Source organism: Comamonas koreensis (genome assembly GCF_021026195.1).
In the GTDB taxonomy this organism is placed as follows: Bacteria; Pseudomonadota; Gammaproteobacteria; order Burkholderiales; family Burkholderiaceae_C; genus Comamonas; species Comamonas koreensis.
The window spans coordinates 57107-78342 of sequence record NZ_JAJNCT010000029.1 but is presented as its reverse complement, the minus strand read 5'-3'; the positions used below and the strand labels follow the sequence as shown (position 1 = coordinate 78342).

14 protein-coding genes are annotated in these 21236 nt (G+C 61.8%); 7 read left to right on the top strand and 7 right to left on the bottom strand.

Features of this window, described 5'->3' with window-relative positions:
- Positions 1-262: 262 nt before the first annotated feature.
- The gene (locus LPW39_RS20605; protein WP_230779478.1) at positions 263-2770 is read right to left on the bottom strand and encodes an EAL domain-containing protein; all 2508 of its coding nucleotides are present in this window, start codon (positions 2768-2770) and stop codon (positions 263-265) included.
- Between the two features lie 407 nt (positions 2771-3177).
- Between LPW39_RS20605 and LPW39_RS20600 the strand changes: the two genes are divergently transcribed.
- From LPW39_RS20600 to bioB, 3 genes are all read left to right on the top strand, one after another.
- Positions 3178-3645, top strand: a complete 468-nt coding sequence (locus LPW39_RS20600) for a VOC family protein (RefSeq protein ID WP_230779474.1) — start codon at positions 3178-3180, stop codon at positions 3643-3645.
- On the top strand, positions 3623-4078 hold the full coding sequence (locus LPW39_RS20595; protein ID WP_230779471.1) for a glyoxalase superfamily protein: 456 nt from the start codon (positions 3623-3625) through the stop codon (positions 4076-4078). The genes LPW39_RS20600 and LPW39_RS20595 overlap by 23 nt, the downstream gene beginning before the upstream one ends.
- Positions 4079-4555: 477 nt before the next feature.
- Positions 4556-5584, top strand: coding sequence for a biotin synthase BioB (gene bioB / locus LPW39_RS20590; RefSeq protein ID WP_230779468.1), 1029 nt, complete (start codon positions 4556-4558; stop codon positions 5582-5584).
- Between the two features lie 85 nt (positions 5585-5669).
- Here bioB and LPW39_RS20585 read toward each other — a convergent pair whose 3' ends face one another.
- Positions 5670-6725, bottom strand: a complete 1056-nt coding sequence (locus tag LPW39_RS20585; protein ID WP_230779465.1) for a quinone-dependent dihydroorotate dehydrogenase — start codon at positions 6723-6725, stop codon at positions 5670-5672.
- Between the two features lie 54 nt (positions 6726-6779).
- On the opposite strand from LPW39_RS20585, the gene rpiA reads away from it, so the two are divergent.
- Complete coding sequence (gene rpiA / locus LPW39_RS20580; RefSeq protein ID WP_230779462.1) at positions 6780-7451, top strand: ribose-5-phosphate isomerase RpiA; 672 nt, start codon at positions 6780-6782, stop codon at positions 7449-7451.
- A gap of 78 nt (positions 7452-7529) precedes the next feature.
- Here rpiA and LPW39_RS20575 read toward each other — a convergent pair whose 3' ends face one another.
- From LPW39_RS20575 to LPW39_RS20555, 5 genes are all read right to left on the bottom strand, one after another.
- On the bottom strand, positions 7530-8189 hold the full coding sequence (locus LPW39_RS20575) for a glutaredoxin domain-containing protein (RefSeq protein ID WP_230779459.1): 660 nt from the start codon (positions 8187-8189) through the stop codon (positions 7530-7532).
- Positions 8190-8295: 106 nt separating this feature from the next.
- Positions 8296-10353 (bottom strand): M3 family metallopeptidase, encoded by a 2058-nt coding sequence (locus LPW39_RS20570; protein WP_230779456.1) that lies wholly within the window; start codon positions 10351-10353, stop codon positions 8296-8298.
- 188 nt (positions 10354-10541) lie between these two features.
- Positions 10542-11390, bottom strand: coding sequence for a bifunctional methylenetetrahydrofolate dehydrogenase/methenyltetrahydrofolate cyclohydrolase FolD (gene folD / locus LPW39_RS20565; RefSeq protein WP_230779452.1), 849 nt, complete (start codon positions 11388-11390; stop codon positions 10542-10544).
- A 162-nt stretch (positions 11391-11552) separates the two neighbouring features.
- Positions 11553-12185 carry a response regulator transcription factor gene (locus tag LPW39_RS20560; protein WP_133856160.1) on the bottom strand — a complete coding sequence of 211 codons (633 nt, stop codon included), beginning with the start codon at positions 12183-12185 and terminating at the stop codon, positions 11553-11555.
- A gap of 36 nt (positions 12186-12221) precedes the next feature.
- Positions 12222-14681 (bottom strand): PAS domain-containing sensor histidine kinase, encoded by a 2460-nt coding sequence (locus LPW39_RS20555; protein ID WP_230779499.1) that lies wholly within the window; start codon positions 14679-14681, stop codon positions 12222-12224.
- Positions 14682-14958: 277 nt separating this feature from the next.
- Here LPW39_RS20555 and aceE point away from each other — a divergent pair, with 277 nt between their 5' ends.
- The 3 genes from aceE to lpdA are packed head-to-tail and all read left to right on the top strand — an operon-like array spanning position 14959 to position 21234.
- Positions 14959-17664, top strand: a complete 2706-nt coding sequence (gene aceE / locus LPW39_RS20550) for a pyruvate dehydrogenase (acetyl-transferring), homodimeric type (RefSeq protein WP_133856162.1) — start codon at positions 14959-14961, stop codon at positions 17662-17664.
- A 21-nt stretch (positions 17665-17685) separates the two neighbouring features.
- Entirely contained in the window at positions 17686-19374 is a 1689-nt protein-coding gene (gene aceF / locus LPW39_RS20545) for a dihydrolipoyllysine-residue acetyltransferase (RefSeq protein WP_230779450.1), read from the top strand.
- A 15-nt stretch (positions 19375-19389) separates the two neighbouring features.
- The gene (gene lpdA, locus LPW39_RS20540) at positions 19390-21234 is read left to right on the top strand and encodes a dihydrolipoyl dehydrogenase (protein WP_230779447.1); all 1845 of its coding nucleotides are present in this window, start codon (positions 19390-19392) and stop codon (positions 21232-21234) included.
- Positions 21235-21236 lie beyond the last annotated feature (2 nt).

Below are 21236 nucleotides of genomic sequence, written 5' to 3'. Positions count from 1 at the left end.
ATTGACTGACACGATTATGATTATGTAATTGATTAATTATATTAATATACATGACAAATTAGAGAAAGCCAATACGCGTACGCCTAGGCTCAAGATTGTTCGCAATTTGCTGCGCTACCACCCACAGAGACAATCTGCTCTCGGCGTAGGTCTGCATGCCGTTGTGATAGGTGAGGGATGCAGAATGCATCTACCGTGTCTGCATGCAACACGGTGGTGCGGAAGGCCGGGGGATGCAGCCGCGAAGCTGTCTGGTGTGCACTCAGTGCACTTGGTCGGAAGCCGGGGTAGCGACGGCGTCGGAGAAGGGTTGCGGGCGGCCTACCGCATAGCCCTGCGCGTAGTCAATGCCCATATCACGCAAGGTGTCGACAATGTCGGGGGTGGAGGCAAACTCGGCGATCGTCGTCATGCCCAGTGCATGTCCCAGGTGGTTGATGGCGTCAACCATTGCACGGTGTGCCGGCTCATTGAGCATGTCGGCGACGATGGCGCCATCGATCTTGAGAAAGTCCACAGGCAGGTTCTTTAGGGAGCCGAATGACGAAACCCCTGCGCCAAAATCATCCATCGAGAAGCGGCAACCCATGGCTTTCAAGGCCTTGACCAGGCGGATGGCATTGGGCAGGTGGGTAATGGCAGCAGTCTCGGTGATCTCGAAGCACAGCGTGCGCGGATCCACGCCATAGAACGCAATCTGCGCCTGCAAGAAATCGAGCAGGCGCTCGTCCCCCAGCGAGGTACCCGACAGGTTGATGGCGCAGCAGGAAATAGCAGGCGTTTGCGCGGTTTTTTGCAGGTGTGCCAGGGTTTGCAAGGTCTGCTTGACCACCCAGCGGTCCACCATCGGCATCAGACCGTAGCGCTCGGCAGCGGGAATGAACAACACCGGACTGATGATGTTGCCATCGGGCAGGCGCATGCGGATTTGCACCTCGATATGCTGGCCTCCGCCGGCAATGTCGTCGGCAGCAGGGCTCAGCGCCACAATTGACTGGGAATAGAGGCAGAAATGCCCGCCTTCGAGGGCGGCCTTGATGCGCTCCACCCATTCCATTTCGCCGACATAGCGGGCAATTTCCTGGTCCACGCCGGGATCGTAGGCGTAGACATTGTTGCGGCCGCGCTGCTTGGCGCCGTAGCTGGCCATGTCAGCCACGCGCAGCACTTCTTCCACGGAAGCCAGGGGCGCCGCCAGCTTGACCAGGCCGATGCTGATGCCCGCACTCAGGCTGCGCTCGCCCCATTGGATGCGCACATTCTGCGCTGCATCGCGGATCTGCTCGGCAATACGCTTGGCTTCATCAAAGGAGCACTGCGTCAGCAAGATGGCAAACTCATCGCCGCCTACACGGGCCAGTGTGTCCCCGCTGCGCAGGCAGCGCTGCAGCATGGCACTCATCGCGCGCAACATGGCGTCGCCCGCGATATGCCCGGCTGTGTCGTTGATGACCTTGAACTGGTCCAGGTCCAGGTACATGATCGCGTGGTGGGTAGCTGGCGTGCGGGCATCCTTGGTCTGCGCCAACAACACGCCGAGCAGGCGCTCGAACTCATAGCGGTTGACCAGGCCGGTCAACTGGTCATGGGTCGCCTGCCAGGCCAGTTCACGGATATAGCTTTGCTCCTGGCTCACATCGTGCAGCACAAACACAGCCTCGGTGGTGCCGGTATCGTCGCCAATGGGGGTGAATGCCAGTCTGACCTCGCGCACATGGTACTGCGCGTCATAGAGACGGAAGATCGTGTCGCGCGGGTGCTCACGTCCTTGCAATGCATCGGAGATGGCCGTTTGCACCAGCGGAATAGCCGTGTCTCTGTCGCTGCCAGCAAAAGAGGGCGGGGCATGGATATGCTGGACCAGCTCCGTCGTGACCAGCTGCTCCAGGCTCTCTCCCAGCAGCTCTTCTGCGGCACGGTTCATGTACATCACATGGCCGGCCGCATCGGTGGTGATCACGGCTTCGCCAATGGCGGCCAAGGTGGTGGATGCGCGCTCGCTGACCAGATCGAGCGCATCTTCCGCGCGGGCTGTTTTGCGTTGCAGGCGCCAAGTATGGCCCATCAGCAGGCTCAGCATGGCCAGCGCAATGCCGATATTGATGGACCACAGCCATTTGTTCATCGCCCGCGAGGTATCGCCCAGCACCTTGTTAAAGGCCCGCTCAGCCTCGGACAGCTGCACCTGCAGCCCGTTGATCTGTGCCAGCCAGCTCTGTTTTTGCTCTGGGGTAGGCGGCGCCGTTTGGAGGCAGGAATAGATATCGCCAGCCAGGGTCTGCAGCTCCTGCAGGGGTTCATCGGCGTCTTCCCAGCGCGCCAGCAGCTGGCCTATGGAGTCGGTGTTCTTGAAATACACCGTCAGCCATATCAGAGCATTGATTTCTTCGGGCTCATTGTGGCCTTGCAGCAGCAGCAAGGCGGCCTGGGGCCGGGCGGCATAGCCCCGGTCTTCGAGCATCAGGCGCGCCTGCATGTCGCTCATCGGAATGTGCAGGCCTTGGTGAAACTGCTCATAGGCAGCAGGGTCGCCGCTCACGGCATAGCGCGCCAGTGCATAGGTGGCGTCCTTTTGGCCCTTGCTCCACTGGCTCTCGCCTGAGCTGAAAGCCCGCATAGCCCCCAGAATATGGAGGCTAGAGATGGCCAGTACCGTCTGCACAATGGCTAACGCCACAAAGGGCCAGATGCTGAGCAGCAAACTGCGCTTGCGCTTGGGTACGGCAAAGCTGCGCGCAGGCTTGGCTTCGCTGGCTGGCACTGCGGGCATGGGCGGACTTAATCGCGGCATGGCAGTCCCGCGAGGGATCGTTGGCATGTCTTCCGCGCTGCCGGCTGGGCAAGCGATCGGTGCATCAAGCAGAGCGGGGTGGCAAACATGGTGGTGGGGTGCGGGGGCGGGGAAAACTGCGGAGTCAAAAAGCCATTCAAGTATAGTAATACTCTATTTGGTGTTTGACTCCTTTCAATTGTAGTTATTTAGGGTAAACACCGGGCACTTTTCTGAAGTGGTTTTGGCTGCAATATGTAAGCAATGTCGATCAATTCATACAGATGCGCAAGCGCTTTATGCCGCATATGTCCGTCGCACGTTCTACCGCAAATGGGGCCAAGCCTTGGCACAATGGCTGTTGCAGCGCAAGCCGCTCACCATCTAACACAAGGAGCCTATACAGCATGTCAGCACAGCGTCCGTTCAAGGTTTTGGGAATCCAGCAAGTGGCCATCGGCGGCACTGACAAAGACCGCATGAAAAAACTCTGGGTGGACATGCTGGGCCTGTCACAAACAGGCACCTTCCGCAGCGAGCGCGAAAACGTCGACGAAGACATTCTGGCGATGGGCAAGGGCGCGTTCGCGGTCGAGGTGGACATCATGCAGCCGCTGGATATCGACAAAAAGCCCGCCGTGCATGCCACGCCGCTCAACCACATCGGCCTGTGGATTGACGACCTGCCCAAGGCTGTCGAATGGCTCACTGCCCAGGGCGTGCGTTTTGCGCCAGGCGGCATTCGCCCAGGCGCTGCGGGCCATGACATCTGCTTTCTGCATCCCAAGAGCAATGACGAGTTCCCCATCGCGGGCGAGGGCGTGCTAATCGAGCTGGTGCAAGCGCCGGCTGATGTCATTGCCGCCCTCGGTTGAGGAGAACGCTGCGATGGCCGATATCCCCAGCTTTCAGCCTTGCGTGATCCCGGTGCTGCGCAGCTTTGATGCCCAGCGCGCTGCCGAGTTCTACCAGGAGTTTCTGGGCTTTGCCCAGGACTGGACACACCGCTTTGGCGATGACTTTCCGCTCTACCAACAGCTCAGCCTGCGCAACGCTGCGGGACTGGCCTGCGTGCTGCATGTGAGCGAGCACCATGGCGACGCCTGCCCCGGCAGCACGGTGCGCATTGCCTGGCCGCAACTGGAGGCCTACCAGCAAAGCCTGCTGGCCAAGAACTACCGCTATGCCAAGCCAGGGCTGGAGCGCATGCCCTGGGGCATGCTGGAGATGCGCATTGCCGACCCCTTTGGCAACCATCTGGTGTTTTTTGAAGAACTGCCAGAAACGCCAGAGGGCGCAGGCAGCTAAGCGCCCTGCAAACCCAGCCACAGCCGCACGCCGTTGCGGCTTTTTTTATGCCCGATGGCTGCAAAGACCCTCAGCACCGCTGGGGCTAAAACGGGGTGCTGGCGTCAATAAACTCCCAAATAGTGCCAGTGGTTTTTGACCGGATAGCCTACTAGCGCATCGCAGTGGCCAAGCTGGGCGCTCGAAGGCATTGGAAACCCATCATTTGCTGCTAATTGCCCGCGTTGTGCACATTGTTTGGCCATCTATTGAGCCCAGAAAGAGGGCGGTTGCCGATGAAATGCCGAAAGTTGCAGCAATGTACTGGCTTCTTGTATGCAACATGCCCGCAACAGCGCCCTAAATTGAGAGCACAGCAAAGCTGCCAAACCAGGCTTGAAGAGGACCCAGGGCACCGCTTGGCTGCACATGGGATCTGGACACAATAAGTGCCATGCCCGGGCATCTCGCACCGGGCAGCGATCGAGGAGGTTCCCCATGTCCACCCCCCATAACCCTGGCACGACTACATCCGCTCTGCATTGGCATCCCCAAGTAGCGGTGACCGATCAGCCGACGGCGGCAGAGCCCTGGCCTGCAGCCCAAGTCCAAGCGCTGTTTGATATGCCCTTTATGGCCTTGATGTTCCATGCGCAGACGGTGCACCATGCGCACTGGCCAGCGGCTGATATCGAGCTGGCGACCCTGCTATCCGTCAAGACGGGTGGATGCCCGGAGAACTGCGGTTATTGCCCGCAGTCGGCGGCCTACGACACGGGAGTCAAGGCTGACAAGCTGATGGATGTGGCGGAGGTGGTGCGCGCGGCGCAAGCGGCCAAGGCAGCGGGTGCCAGCCGCTTTTGCATGGGTGCGGCCTGGCGCGCACCCAAGGACAGGGATATCGCCCAGATCAGCGCAATGATCGCAGCCGTCAAGGCCCTGGGGCTGGAAAGCTGTGCGACGCTGGGCATGTTGGCGCCTCACCAGGCCCAGGCGCTGAGCGATGCCGGGCTGGACTACTACAACCACAACCTGGACACCGGCCCCGCTTATTACCGCGATGTCGTCAGCACCCGGCAGTACCAGGAGCGGCTCGATACGCTGGCCCATGTCCGTGCGGCAGGCATCCGGGTCTGCTGCGGCGGCATCGTCGGTATGGGCGAGACGCCGGTCGACCGTGCCGCTTTGCTGGCCCAACTGGCCAATATGCAGCCCTATCCGGAGTCGGTGCCCATCAACAGTCTGGTGCGCGTGCCCGGCACGCCGCTGGCCGACAGCGAGCCGGTGGACCCACTGGATTTTGTGCGGGTGATCGCGGTTGCCCGCATCGTCATGCCCAAGGCCCGCATACGCCTGTCTGCCGGCCGCCAGCAGCTGGGCGAGGCGGTGCAGACGCTGTGCTTCATGGCGGGGGCCAATTCCATCTTTTATGGCGACAAGTTGCTGGTGACCGGCAACCCGGAGGCCGACAGCGATGCCAAGCTGCTGGCCAAGCTGGGACTTGCGAGCTTGAAAACTGCGGCCTGAGCGACGCGCCTGGGCGCTGCAGCGCAGCAAGCAAGCACTAAAAAGGCCAGCGCATGCTGGCCTGGTGCTGGTTGCTATGGCTGAATCAGCGGCGACCGCCTTGCGCTTTCAGCGCCTGCGCAATCTCTGTGACGAGGCCAGGGCCCCGGTAGATCAGGCCGGTGTAGATCTGCACCACATCGGCGCCGGCCTTGATCTTTTCGACCGCATCGGCACCACTCAGGATGCCGCCCACGCCAATGATCGGGAACTGTGGGCCCAGGGCGGCACGCAACTGGCGCACCACGGCATTGCTGGCCTCAAACACCGGACGGCCGGAGAGGCCACCGGTTTCCTCTGCATGCTGCAGGCCTTGCACCGCATCGCGGCTGATGGTGGTGTTGGTGGCGATCACGCCATCCATGCCATGGGCTTTGAGGCTGTTGGCGATCACGTTGACCTGTTCTTCCGTCAGATCGGGGGCGATCTTCAAGAACACGGGCTTGTACTTTCCGTGCTCGCGCGCCAGCTGCGCGCGGCGCAGCACCAGCGCGCTCAGCAGCGCGTCGAGCGCCGCATCGCTTTGCAAGGCGCGCAGGTTCTTGGTGTTGGGCGAGCTGATGTTGACCGTGATGTAGTCCGCATGGGGGTAGACGCCATCGAGGCAAGCCAGGTAGTCGCTGGTGGCATTTTCCATCGGCGTGGCCGCATTCTTGCCAATGTTGAGGCCCAGCAGCAGCGGCGATGGCTGCTTGCGGAACTGGGCCTTTTTCACATTGGCCACAAAGGCTGCCAGGCCTTCGTTGTTAAAGCCCAGGCGGTTGATCAGCGCATCACGCTCCGGGATGCGGAACATGCGCGGCTTGGGGTTGCCGGGCTGCGCCAGCGGCGTGACCGTACCCACCTCGACAAAGCCAAAACCCATGGCGCCCAGGCCATCAATGGCGCGCGCATTCTTGTCCAGACCCGCCGCCATGCCCACCCGGTTGGGGAACTGCAGACCCGCCAAGCTGATGGGGTCATTGACCCGGCTTTGGCGCCAGGCGCAGGCCAGCGGCGTGTTCTGGCCCTTGGCCAGCATGTCCATCGTGAAGTCGTGGGCAGCTTCGGGCTGCATGCCAAAGAGAACGGCGCGGGAGAGGGAATAGGGGATCAGGGACATGGGATGGGATAATCAAGGCGTTATCCGTATTTTCGCTGATCTGATCGCACTACCATGACACAAGACGAATTAAAGGCCGAGGTTGGCCGCGCAGCCCTGCAGTATGTGGTTGCCGGAGAAATCGTAGGCGTGGGCACTGGCTCCACCGTGAACAAGTTCATTGATGCACTGGCCACCATCAAGGACCAGATTCCGGGCGCAGTATCCAGCTCCGTGGCCAGCACCGAGCGCCTCCAGGCGCTGGGCATCAAGGTGTTCGATGCGAACGAGGTCGAGCGCCTCGCAGTCTACATCGATGGCGCCGATGAAATCGACCACCAGGGATTCATGGTCAAGGGCGGCGGCGCTGCGCTGACGCGCGAGAAGATCGTCGCTGCCCTGGCCGACCGCTTCATCTGCATCGCTGATGCGTCCAAGCAGGTACAAACCTTGGGTGCGTTTCCGCTGCCGGTCGAAGTCATTCCCATGGCTGCCACCCAGATCGCCCGCCGCTTCGCAGCCAAGGGTGGCCAGGCCACGTTGCGCCTCAAGGACGGCCAGCCCCTGGTCACCGACAACGGCCAGCACATCCTTGATGTCACCGGTCTGGCGATTGCCGACCCTGCCGCTTTTGAATCGGAAGTGAACCAGTGGCCTGGTGTGATCACGGTGGGCGTGTTTGCGCACCAGAAGGCGGCAGTTTGCCTGCTGGGAACGGAGCAAGGCGTGGAAACGCTCGAGTTCTAAAACCGCCAAACCCCAAAAAAATCGCCCGACCGGCTGATAGCTGGTCGGGCTTTTTTTTGATGCGAGGACTGTTTTCGCTTAGAAAACAATGCCGGTCGGGTTGTTCGGCGTCACGCGGTCCGGCTCCACACCTGGATTGCCCGATGCCGGTGCACTGCCAGGTTCCGCAGGTTGTGCAGATGGGGCCGCCGCCGGTGCAATCACCTTGGGGATCATCGGCTGCGCGGGGGCAGGGCGGTAGCTGGAAGGAAGCTTGGACTGGGCTGGGTAGCCGGCGGCATCCAGATAGGCGCTCCAGTCGTTCTCATTGAAGCCCGCCAAGTGCTGGCCGCCCAAGGTGGCAAAGGGAATGGAGCCTTCCGGGTTGAGCCTGCGCAGCGCCTGGATCTCTTCGTTGGAGGTCACGGTCTTCTCCGAGAAAGGCACCCCACGGGTTAGCAAATAACGGCGAGCGGTGTCGCAAGCGCCGCAGTCCTTGCTGGAATAGAGCGTCATGGGGTACTTGGTGGCGGCTTGCTTGACCTCAAGCGGCAAGTCATTAAGCCGGGTGCCGGCAGGCTCAGTCACGACGCCGGTCGAGACCGATTGGCTCGGCGTGTCGGAGGTGGGTGCGCGGTCCGAGAAAGTGACCCGACCATCAGGGCCCACAATGCGGTACACCGTTTGTGCGCTTGCCCAGCCGGCAGCGCAGGCGATGGCGGTGCCAACGAGCAAGCTGCCCAAAGCCTTTGTCTTCATGCCTATCCCTCTCTATAGCTGTTGTAGCGCCATTATGCCCGCGCAGCGCCAAGGCTTGCGCTGGCCCTGCCGGGCATTGCTTGGGCGCCCGGCAGCCCTGCGCCGCTTAGGCCGTCAGCGGCTCGGCCATGCCTTGGTGGCGCAGCAGTGCGTCGAGCTGCGGCTCGCGGCCACGGAAGGCCTTAAACGATTCCATGGCGGGGCGGCTGCCACCCGCTTCCAGAATGGCATGCAGGTAGCGCTGGCCCACCTCGGGGTCTACCACATCGCTGCTGCCGCGCTTATTCGCTGCCTCTTCAAAGCTGGCAAAGGCATCGGCGGACAGCACCTCAGCCCACTTGTAGCTGTAGTAACCGGCTGCATAGCCCCCCGCAAAGATGTGGGTGAAGGTATTGGGCATGCGGTTGAAGTCTGGCTGGTCCAGCACGGCGACCTGGCGGCGCACATCGCGCATCACGCCGTAAATGGCGTCCGCATTGATGCCATCGCCCGACAGCTCGGTGTGGATGCGCATGTCAAACAGCGAGAACTCGATCTGGCGCAGGGTCTGCATGCCCGATTGGAAGTTCTTGGCGGCAATCATCTTGTCGTAGAGGGCGCGTGGCAGCGGCTCCCCGGTGTCGACATGGGCTGTCATATGGCGCAGCACTTCCCATTCCCAGCAGAAGTTCTCCATGAACTGGCTGGGCAGCTCTACGGCATCCCATTCCACACCGCCGATGCCGGAGACATCGCGTTCATTGACCTGCGTGAGCATGTGGTGCAGGCCATGGCCGGTTTCGTGGAAGAGGGTGATCACGTCGTCATGGGTCAGCAGCGGCGGCTTGCCATCCACGCCAGCCGCAAAATTGCAGACCAGGTGCGCGATCGGGGTTTGCAACTGGCCGTTGTCCGGGCGCAGCCAGCGGGTGCGCACATCGTCCATCCAGGCACCTCCGCGCTTGCCATTGCGGGCAGGCGGGTCGAGGTAGAACTGGCCGACCAGCTCGCCGTCGCGCTCAATGCGGTAGAAGGCCACGTCCTGGTTCCAGACGGGAGCCAGGTCGCCCTTGATCTGTACGCCGAACAGTGTCTCGACAATGCGGAACAGACCGGCCAGCACCTTGGGCGCCGGGAAGTACTGCTTGAGCTCCTGCTCGCTGAAGGCGTAGCGCGCCTCTTTCAGGTGTTCGCCGATGTAGCCCCAGTCCCAGGCCTGCGGGTTGTCCAGGCCCAGCTCGGTACGGGCATAGTCGCGCAGGTCCTGCACATCCTTTTGGCCATAGGGCTTGGCCTTGCTGGCCAGCTCTTGCAAAAATTCCATCACCTGGGCAGACGACTGCGCCATCTTGGGTGCCACTGACAGCTCGCCAAAACTGGGGTAGCCCAGCAGATGCGCTTCCTGCTCGCGCATTTTCAGGATCTCGACCATCAAGGGCGTGTTGTCCAGCTTGCTATCGCCAAACTCGCTGGCCCGCGTGGTGTAGGCGCGGTAGAGCTTTTCGCGCAAGGTGCTGCTCTTGGCAAACTGCATTACCGGCAGGTAGCTGGGGATCTTCAAGGTCAGCTTGTATCCGGGCTTGCCTTCGGCCTCGGCCGCAGCGCGGGCGGCCTGGATGACGTCTTGCGGCACGCCAGCCAGCTCGTCCAGTTCGGCATAGTAGGCAAACTGGTCGGTGGCATCCATCGCGTTTTCGCTGTATTTTTGGCAGGCGATGGCGCTTTTTTCCTGCAGTTGGGCATAGGTCTCGCGGGCCTCGCCTTGCAGCTCGGCACCACCGAGCACAAAATTGCGCATTGCGTTGTCCCAGGCCTGTTTTTGTTCGCTGTTCAGGCTTGCCGGGTCAATGGCTTTGTATTTGGCATACAGCGCCTCGTCTGCGCCCAGCTGCGTCCAGAAGGCGGTGACCTTGGGCATCTCGGCGTTGTAGGCGGCGCGCAGTGCAGGCGTGTCAGCCACAGAGTTGAGGTGGCCGACCATGCCCCAGGCACGGCCCAGCTTTTCGGTGCTGACATCGAGCACCTTGGCGATCTCGTTCCATTGCGCCGGGAACTCGGGCGCCGTTACCGTCTTGAGGGCCGCTTCACTGTCGGCCAGTAGCTGGTCGATGGCGGGGGCGATATGTTCAGGTTGGACCTGGTCAAAGCGGGGCAGGCCGCTGAAGTCGAGCAATGGATTGGTCATGGTGCTGTATATGGGGCCTGGCGCCCCGCAATCAATGCCTTATTGGCACTTGGAACATAATCGTGTTGCCTGTCATTTAAGCACAAAAAAAAGCCGCTGGCACCGGCAAGGCGGATGCCAACAGCTATCGTTTTCATAGTTTTACCGCAGCGATAAATCGGCGCGGAATCGAGGCGATTTTGCGGAGATCAGGCGCGCTCGGCCGACTCCAGCGTATTGACCATCAGCATGGTGATGGTCATCGGGCCCACACCGCCGGGCACGGGGGTGATGTAGCCAGCCACTTCCTTGACGCCGTCAAAATCCACATCGCCGCAGAGCTTGCCTTCGGCATTGCGGTTCATGCCCACATCGATCACCACAGCGCCGGGCTTGACCATGTCGGCGGTCAGCACATTGAGCTTGCCGACGGCCGCCACGATGATGTCGGCCTGGCGGGTCATCGCAGCCAGGTCGGCCGTGCCGCTGTGGGTGATGGTGACAGTGGCGTTCGCTGCCAGCAGCATCATGGCCATGGGCTTGCCCACGATGTTGGAGCGACCAATGACCACGGCATGCTTGCCGCGCAGGTCCTTCATGCCAATGGATTCGAGCATCTTCATGCAGCCGTAGGGCGTGCAGGCCTTGAAGCCCACTTCACCGACCATCAGCGCGCCGGCGCTGGCCATATGGAAGCCGTCCACATCCTTCTTGGGCGAGATGGCTTCGATGACCTTGTGGTCATCGATGTGCTTGGGCAGCGGCAGCTGCACCAGGATGCCATGGATGCTCGGGTCGTTGTTCAGCGCTTCGACGCGGGCCAGCAGCTCGGCCTCGGTCATGCTGGCGTCGTACTTCTCCAGCACCGAGTGAAAGCCGCATTCTTCGCAGGACTTGACCTTGTTGCGCACATAGACCTGGCTGGCCTGGTTGTCGCCCACCAGAATGACAGCCAGACCCGGAACGATGCCCCGGGCCTTGAGCTGGTCGGCGCGCGCCTTGACATCGGCACGCAGTTGCTGGGAGAGGGCCTTGCCATCGATCAATTGAGCAGTCATGTGGTCATCCAAAAAGGGTTGCGCGTGGTCCAGCAGCCGGGCGAGCCCCCAGCATGGCGCGCGGAATTGAAAAATGCGCCGTACCGAAGCCGGTACCGGCGCATTGCGCTTTGAGAAGCGTTATTGGAACGTCGTCCTTAGGGCGCGAAGGCCGCTAATTTATCACGTTGCCTTGGCGGCCGCATTCGATCCCAGGGCAATCTTGAGCAGATCAGCCACGGTATTGGCGCCCAGTTTTTCCATGATGTTGGCGCGGTGCGCTTCGACGGTCTTGATGCTGATGCCCAGGTCATCGGCGATCTGCTTGTTCAGGCGGCCGGCCACAATGCGTTCGAGCACCTGCGACTCGCGGCCGGTGAGCTTGGCCAGCAGGGCATCGCGGCTGGCAGCTTGCTGGTGGCCAGCAAAGGCATCACGTGCCTGGTCGAGCATGCGCTCCACCAAGGTGTCGAGCTGCGCTTCGTCAAAAGGCTTCTGGATGAAATCCATTGCGCCTTTTTTCATCGTGTCCACAGCCATCGGCACATCGCCGTGGCCGGTGATGAAGACGATGGGCAGGGGCGACTTGTTTTCGATCAGGCGGTCCTGCAGTTCCAGGCCGCTCATGCCACCCATGCGGATATCGACAATCAGGCAAGCCACTTCGCGGGCGTCGTAGCGAGCCAAGAAGGATTCGGCTGAATCAAAGCAGCGTACACGGTAATCTTTGCCCTCCAGCAACCATTGAAGCGAGTCACGAACCGCTTCATCGTCATCGACTACGTAGACCGTGCCCTTTTTCGGGATCAAGCTCATGCACAATTCCTTCTATCAGTATTGGTATAGCGCTGGCTATTCAGCAGACTCCGCCGGCGTGGCCACCGGAATCCAGAAGCTGAAATTACAACCTGTCACCTCCGTCCCATTGTAGAGGTTCTCCGCCTGCATCCGGCCGTGGTGAGATTCCACAATGCTGCGACACAAATTGAGACCAATTCCCATGCCTTCGCTCTTGGTGGAGAAGAAGGCCTGGAACAGTCGCTCCAATGCTTCAGGTGACAGGCCGCGCCCCGTATCTTGAACGGAAAACTCTATCACATCCGTGGCGTCGATCTTGCGAGGCACGACGCGCAGTTCCACCATGCGCTGGTGGGCCGGACGCTCTGCATTGGCAATGGATTCGGCGCCGTTCTTCATCAGGTTGATGAGCACCTGCTCGATTAGGATGCTGTCCACCTTCACCTTGGGCAGGCGCGCAGCAACGTGGTGCGAAAGCCGCACATTGTGGCGTTTGAGCTCAATCGAGCCCAGCTCCACCGCCTCGCTGACGATGTCGCTGACATCGGCCAGCTCACGGTTGGGTTCGCTGCGTTTGACAAACGAGCGGATACGGTGGATCACCTGCCCGGCGCGCTGCGCCTGGTGGGCCGTCTTTTCCAGCGCGCCAAGTAGAGCCTCTTCACTGAGGCTGCCGTTCTTGACGCGGGTGATCATGCCCGAGCAGTAGTTGCTGATGGCCGAGAGCGGCTGGTTCAGCTCATGCGCGACGCTCGACGCCATCTCGCCCATGGTCACCAGGCGGCTCACGGTGGCGGCTTTTTCGGCCTGGCGCGCGGCTTGCTCTTCAGCCTCGCGGCGCGGGGTAATGTCTGTGGCAATGACCATCTGGGCCAGGCGCCCGTCCACCCAGTTGAGGTAGCGCGAGCGCACTTCCAGCCATTTGCCCAGCTCGGGGATATAGATCTCGGCGTTGCCGCTGACGGCGGTGGTGATCTGGTCGCTGGGCAGGCCCATCAGCCCGTCCTCGTCGTCCATGCTGGTGCTGGCATTGCTGCTGCTGGGCAGCACGCCGGCTTGGGCCACCAGCTGCAAATGGCCCACCGTTTGCGAGCCAAACCACTGCCGGTAGAGCTTGTTGGCAAACAGCAGCTCGGCACTGCCCAGCGGCGCCACCGACACCGAAGCGTCCAGCGCCTCCAGCACGATGGTGAAGCGTTCGTAGGAGGCAGACAGCTGCTCGCGGATGCGGTTGGGCTCGGTGATGTCGGTCATCGAGGTCATCCAACCTGTCTGGCGGCCATGGCCGTCGATCAGCGGCGAGACATAGAGCCGCGCCTCGAACATGGTGCCGTTCTTGCGCTTGACCCGCATCTGGAAGCCACCCGGAAACACCTTGCCGCTCATCTCGTCGATCAGCATGTCGTGGTAGGTGCTTTGGTCGCCCTCGGGCCAATAAGGGTAGGGGGGGAGCTTGCCCACCAGCTCTTCTTCGCTCCAGCCGGTCATCTGGCAGAAGGCGGCATTCACATAGGAGATGCGGCCTTGCAGATCGAGCGCGCGCATGCCGGTCAGCACACTGTTTTCCATCGCCCGGCGGAAATTGGTCTCGCCCTGCAGTGCCTCTTGCGCGCGGATGCGCTTGCGCGTATGGCGCCAGGTGGCCACCAGGAGCCAGGCCGTCATGAAGCTCAGCACCCCCACCAGCCAGAACAGGCCATTGCTGACCAAGCCCAGCGAAGTGTGGTAACCCTGGGCGCGTAGCTTCAAGCTGTTGCCAACGGGTGCCACCGGCATATCAAACTCATTGGGCACCGCGCGCCAAGGCAGCAGGCGCTGGGCCACGACGCGGGGCGTGAGCGGGGTGCCGGCCAAGGTGGTGCCCTTGCCATCCTGCATGGTCACCGCGTAACGCGCCAGGATCTCTGTGGGTGTACCGTAGCGCAGCAGGTTCTCAATCGAGAACTCGGCCAGCAGCACGCCGCCGAAGCGGCCCTTTTGGCTGATCGGCACCTCCAGCAGCAGCATGGGTGCTGTATCGCTGGTGGCCAGCGGTTGCGAGAAGACCGGCTGCTGCAGGTCGCGCGCCATCTCAAACAGCTCCAGCAGTTCCTTTTTCTGGATCACCTCATCCAGGGTGAGCAGGTTCTCGGCCGCCACGCTGGGGCCGAACTGGGTGGCGCGCACCTGACGCGCGGTATCGATCCAAGTCAGTGCTTGCAACTCGGCATACTGGCTGATCAGCGTGTCGGCACGGTCATTGAAGCCGTTCTTGTCCACGTCTTGGTTGCCCACGTCGCGGGCCAGGCGCATCAGCTGCTCCTGGCGCTCGGACAGGCGCAGCCGAATGCGCTGCTGGGCATATTCCACATCCCGGCGCATGGCCTCGCGTTCGCGCTCCAACTCTTCGCTGCGCAAGTACCAAAAGGCCGCCACGATGGCGATGAAAAACATTACCACTGCTACCAACGGCGCAATGGCCGCATAACGGTCTTGTCTCGAAGGTGACAATCCGCGCCACCAGGTTTGCCACATCTGCACCAAACGGGGTCGGCTGTTCGGGGGCGGGGTGGCGGGGCGCTCGGTCGAATTCATGGTCGATGAGTGTAGACGAGGGCAGGGCAGCCATGCCCTGATGCTGGACAAATCGTTCGCCTTGTCCCCTAAGGCGTCCTGCTGCAGTGCCCGTGGATTGTGCGTTTGCAGCAATTTCCCATAATATGAAAATGAAGACCGCTATTTGAAATCTTCAAAAAATGTGAGAAACTCTGGCACAGTCATTCATAGCAGATCACTTGAAGGAGACGCCAGCATGTCCGAACCATCCGAACAAAAAGCCGTCAACGGCCCCACCCGCACAGACGGCCAAGAAACCCGAGAATGGATGGACGCGCTGTCCGCTGTGATCGACCGCGAAGGCGCCGAGTACGCCCATTCGCTGATCGAGCAGCTGCTCGAGCACGCGCGCCAGAACAGCGTCGATCTGCCTTTCTCCGCCAAGACCGGTTACGTCAACACCATCGAGACCGAGCAGGAAGCCCGCAGCCCCGGCAACCTCGAGATCGAACAGCGCCTGCGCGCCTACATGCGCTGGAACGCCATGGCCATGGTGGTCAAGGCCAACCGCATTCACCCGCCAGAAGGCGGCGACCTGGGAGGCCACATCGGCTCCTTCGCGTCGTTGGCCAGCATGTTTGGTGCTGGCTTCAACCATTTCTGGCACGCCGAGAGCGACAACCACGGCGGTGACTGCCTCTACATCCAAGGCCACGTATCGCCCGGCATCTATGCCCGCGCCTACCTGGAAGGCCGTATCAGCGAAGAGCAACTGCTCAACTTCCGCCAGGAAGTGGATGGCAAGGGTCTGTCCAGCTACCCCCACCCCAAGCTGATGCCCGATTTCTGGCAGTTCCCCACCGTGTCCATGGGCCTGGGCCCCATCATGGCGATCTACCAGGCGCGCTTCCTGAAGTACCTGCATGCCCGCGGCATTGCCAACACCGAAAACCGCAAGGTCTGGGTGTTCTGCGGCGACGGTGAAATGGACGAAGTCGAATCCCTGGGCGCGATCGGCCTGGCCGCGCGTGAGAACCTCGACAACCTGATTTTCGTGATCAACTGCAACCTGCAGCGCCTGGACGGCCCGGTGCGCGGCAATGGCAAGATCATCCAGGAACTCGAAGGCGAGTTCCGTGGCTCCGGCTGGAACGTGATCAAACTGATCTGGGGCAAGGGCTGGGATGCCTTGCTGGCCAAGGACCATGATGGCGCACTGCGCAAGATCATGATGGAGTGCAACGACGGCGACTACCAGGCTTTCAAGGCCAACGATGGTGCTTATGTGCGCAAGAACTTCTTTGGCCGCGATCCACGTACCTTGAAGATGGTCGAGCACATGAGCGACGACGAGATCTGGAACCTGCAGCGCGGTGGCCACGATTCGCAAAAGGTTTACGCCGCCTTCCACGCCGCACAAAACCACCAAGGTCAGCCGACCGTGTTGCTGGTCAAGACCGTCAAGGGCTTTGGCATGGGCAAGGTCGGTGAGGGCAAGAACAACGTCCACCAGACCAAGAAGCTGGCCGATGAGGACATCAAGGCCTTCCGCGACCGTTTCAACATCCCGATCCCGGACAGCCAGATCGCCGACCTGCCTTTCTACAAGCCAGCGGACGACACCCCGGAAATGAAGTACCTGCACGAGCGCCGCAAGGCCTTGGGCGGCTACCTGCCCAAGCGCCGCGAAAAGGCTGACGAGCAGTTCACCGTGCCTCCGCTGGAGACCTTCAAGGCCGTGCTCGAAGCTACGCCCGAAGGCCGTGAAATCTCGACCACGCAAGCCTATGTGCGTTTCCTCACCCAGCTGCTGCGTGACAAGGAAATCGGCCCCCGCGTCGTGCCCATCCTGGTCGACGAGGCCCGTACCTTCGGTATGGAAGGCCTGTTCCGCCAGATCGGTATCTACAACCCGCATGGCCAGCAATACACCCCGGTCGACAAAGACCAGGTGATGTACTACAAGGAAGACACCAAGGGTCAGATCCTGCAGGAAGGCATCAACGAAGCGGGCGGCATGTCCAGCTGGATTGCAGCGGCAACCAGCTACAGCCACAGCAACCGCATCATGATTCCGTTCTACATCTATTACTCGATGTTCGGATTCCAGCGCATTGGCGATCTGGCCTGGGCTGCGGGCGACCTGCAGGCGCGCGGCTTCTTGCTGGGCGGCACCTCGGGCCGCACCACCTTGAACGGCGAAGGTCTGCAGCACGAAGACGGTCACAGCCACATCCTGGCCGGCACCATCCCCAATTGCATCAGCTACGACCCGACCTTCTCGCACGAAGTGGCGGTGATCATGCATGAAGGCCTGCGCCGCATGGTGCAGAACCAGGAAAACATCTTTTACTACCTGACCCTGCTGAACGAAAACTATGCCATGCCTGGCCTGACGCCCGGCACCGAGGAAAAGATCCTCAAGGGCATGTACCTGTGCAAGGCCGGTGGCGCCGGTGACCTGCGCGTGCAACTGCTGGGCTCGGGCACCATCCTGCGCGAATCCTTCTTTGCGCAAGAGCTGCTGGCTGCCGACTGGGGCGTGACCGCCGACGTCTGGAGCTGCCCATCGTTCAACGAACTGACCCGCGACGGCCAGGATGCTGACCGCTGGAACCTGCTGCACCCGCTGGAAACCGCCAAGGTGCCGTTTGTGACCGCCGAGCTGGGCAACAGCACTGGCCCGGTGATCGCTTCGACCGACTACATGAAGTCCTACGCCGAGCAGATTCGTCCCTTCATCCCCGCTGGCCGCACCTACAAGGTGCTGGGCACCGACGGCTTTGGCCGCTCGGACTTCCGCCGCAAGCTGCGCGAGCACTTCGAGATCGACCGCCACTACATCGTGGTTGCCGCCCTCAAGGCGCTGGCCGAAGACGGCAAGCTGCCCGCCCAGAAGGTCGCCGATGCGATTGCCAAGTACGGCATCAATGCCGACAAGATCAACCCGCTGTACGCCTAAATAGCACCAGGAGACACCACAATGGCATTGATTGACATTCAAGTCCCCGATATTGGCGACTTCGCAGAAGTGGGCGTGATCGAGTTGCTCGTCAAGCCCGGTGACACCGTCACCAAGGACCAGTCGCTGATCACCGTCGAGTCCGACAAGGCCTCGATGGAAATCCCGTCCAGCCACGCTGGCGTAGTCAAGGAAATCGTCGTCAAGATTGGCGACAAGGTGGCCGAAGGCTCGGTCATCATCAAGCTCGAAGCGGCGGATGCAGCGGCTTCCGCACCCGCTGCGCAAGCACCGGCAACGGCCGCCGCGGCACCGGCTGCTGCAGCACCCGCTCCTGCAGCTGCACCGACGCCTGCACCCCAGGCTGCTGCTGCGCCTGCGGCCTCGGGCCCGGTCGAAGTGAAGGTCCCCGATATCGGAGACTTCAAGGACGTGGCCGTGATCGAGCTGCTGGTCAAGGTGGGCGATACCGTCACCGCAGAGCAGTCGCTGTTCACCGTCGAATCCGACAAGGCCTCGATGGAAATTCCATCGCCCGCCGCTGGCGTGGTGAAGGAGCTCAAGGTCAAGATTGGCGACACCATCAATGTTGGCGATCTGGTCGCCATTCTGGAGGGCAGCACCGCTGCAGCGCCAGTATCCGCACCGGCTGCACAAGCCCCCGCTGCTGCTGCGCCTGCCCCAGCCGCCAGCGCACCTGCTCCTGCAGCAGCACCTGTCGCCGCTGCGCCGGCTGCAGCCGTGCCGGCCCACAACCCCACCGTACCGCCATCGGGCGCCTTGCCTTATGCATCGCCATCGGTGCGCAAGTTTGCGCGTGAGCTGGGCGTGCCGCTGGAAGAGGTCAAGGGCTCGGGCAACAAGGGCCGTATTACCGCCGACGACGTGCAGGCCTTCACCAAGCAGGTGATGGCTGGTGCCGTGCAGACCAAGGCCCAGGCGGCCAAGGCGCCTGCCGGTGGTGGCTCCGGCGCAGGTCTGGATCTGCTGCCATGGCCCAAGGTCGATTTCAGCAAGTTCGGCACGGTCGAGCGCAAGGACCTGTCGCGCATCAAGAAGATCTCGGGCGCCAACCTGCACCGCAACTGGGTGATGATCCCGCACGTCACCAACAATGACGAGGCCGACATCACCGAGCTCGAAGCCTTCCGCGTCTCCACGAACAAGGAAAACGAGAAGAGCGGCGTCAAGGTCACCATGCTGGCCTTCGTGATCAAGGCGCTGGTGTCTGCACTCAAGAAGTTCCCTGAGTTCAACACCAGCCTGGATGGCGACACCCTGGTCTACAAGCAGTACTTCAACATCGGCTTTGCGGCAGACACGCCCAATGGCCTGGTGGTGCCGGTGCTCAAGGATGCCGACAAGAAGGGCATCATCCAGATCAGCGCAGAAATGGGCGAGCTGGCCAAGAAGGCGCGCGACGGCAAGCTGGGCGCGGCCGACATGCAAGGCGGCTGCATCTCCATCTCGTCGCTGGGCGGCATTGGTGGCACGCACTTCACGCCTATCGTGAACGCCCCTGAAGTAGCCATCCTGGGCCTGTCCAAGTCGGCGATGAAGCCGGTCTGGGACGGCAAGCAGTTTGTGCCACGCCTGATGCTGCCGCTGAGCCTGTCGTACGACCACCGCGTCATCGACGGCGCCTCGGCCGCACGCTTCAATGCCTACCTGGGCCAGGTGCTGGCGGACTACCGCCGCATCATCCTGTAATCGGAGACGCACACTATGGCAATCGTAGATATCAAAGTCCCCGACATTGGTGATTTCGCTGAAGTGGGCGTGATCGAGCTGCTCGTGAAGCCTGGCGACACCGTCGCCAAGGACCAGTCGCTGATCACCGTCGAATCGGACAAGGCCTCGATGGAAATCCCGTCGAGCCATGCCGGCGTCGTCAAGGAACTCAAGATCAAGATCGGTGACAAGGTCGCCGAAGGATCGGTGATCCTGTCGCTGGAAGCGGCGGAGGGCGCTGCCCCAGCACCTGCACCGGCAGCCTCGTCGCCCGCACCGGCTCCGGCAGCAGCTGCGCCGGCTCCCGCAGCGCAAGCCGCTGCGCCGGCCCCGGTGGCCAGCAACTACAGCGGCCAGGTCGATGAAGACTGTGACGTGGTCGTGCTGGGCGGCGGCCCTGGCGGCTACTCTGCGGCATTCCGCGCGGCCGATCTGGGCCTCAAAGTGGTGCTGATCGAGCGTTACAAGACCTTGGGCGGCGTCTGCCTGAACGTGGGTTGCATTCCATCGAAGGCCCTGCTGCACGTGGCGGCCGTGATGGACGAGGTCAAGCACCTGGAAGTCGCCGGCGTCAAGTTTGCCGCGCCAGAGGTCAATATCGACCAGCTGCGCGCACACAAGGAAAAGGTCATCGGCAAGCTCACCGGCGGTCTGGGCCAGATGGCCAAGATGCGCAAGGTCACGATCGTGCGCGGTTATGGCAACTTCGTCAGCGCCAACCACATCGAAGTGCAGGAAACCTCGGGCGATGGCCAGGAGAAGACCGGCGGCAAGAAGGTGGTGCAGTTCAAGAAGGCCATCATCGCTGCGGGCTCGCAGGCAGTGCATCTGCCCTTCATGCCCAAGGACGAACGCGTGGTCGATTCCACCGGCGCTTTGGACCTGAAGGCGGTGCCCAAGCGCATGCTGATCCTGGGCGGCGGCATCATCGGCCTGGAAATGGGCACCGTCTACAGCACCCTGGGCGCTCGCCTGGATGTGGTCGAGATGATGGATGGCCTGATGCAAGGCGCTGACCGCGATCTGGTCAAGGTCTGGCAAAAGATGAACGCGCCACGCTTTGACAACATCATGGTCAACACCAAGACCGTGGCTGCCGAAGCAACGCCCGAAGGCATCAAGGTCTCGTTCGAGCCTGCCAAGGACGGCGTGACCGTGCCCGAACCCCAGGTGTACGACCTGGTGCTGCAAGCCGTGGGCCGCACGCCCAATGGCAAGAAGATCGGCGCAGAAGCTGCAGGCGTGTCCGTGACGGACCGTGGCTTCATCAATGTCGACATCCAGATGCGCACCAATGTGCCCAACATCTTCGCGATCGGCGACATCGTGGGCCAGCCCATGCTGGCACACAAGGCCGTGCACGAAGCGCATGTGGCCGCTGAAGTCATCGCTGGCGAACTGCAAGGCAACAAGGAGCTGGCTGCTGCCGCTTTCAATGCCCGCGTGATCCCATCGGTGGCCTACACCGATCCCGAAGTGGCATGGGTGGGTCTCACCGAAGACCAGGCCAAGGCCCAAGGCATCAAGGTCAAGAAGGGCCTGTTCCCCTGGGCGGCCTCGGGCCGCGCCATTGCCAATGGCCGCGACGAAGGCTTCACCAAGCTGCTGTTCGACGACTCGCCCGAAGCCCATGGCCACGGCAAGATCCTCGGCGGCGGCATGGTCGGCACGCACGCCGGCGACATGATCGGTGAGATCGCGCTGGCCATCGAGATGGGTGCAGACACCGTGGACATCGGCAAGACCATCCACCCGCACCCGACCTTGGGCGAAAGCATTGGCATGGCCGCAGAAGTGGCCCATGGCACTTGCACCGATGTGCCGCCCGCGCGCAAGTAAGA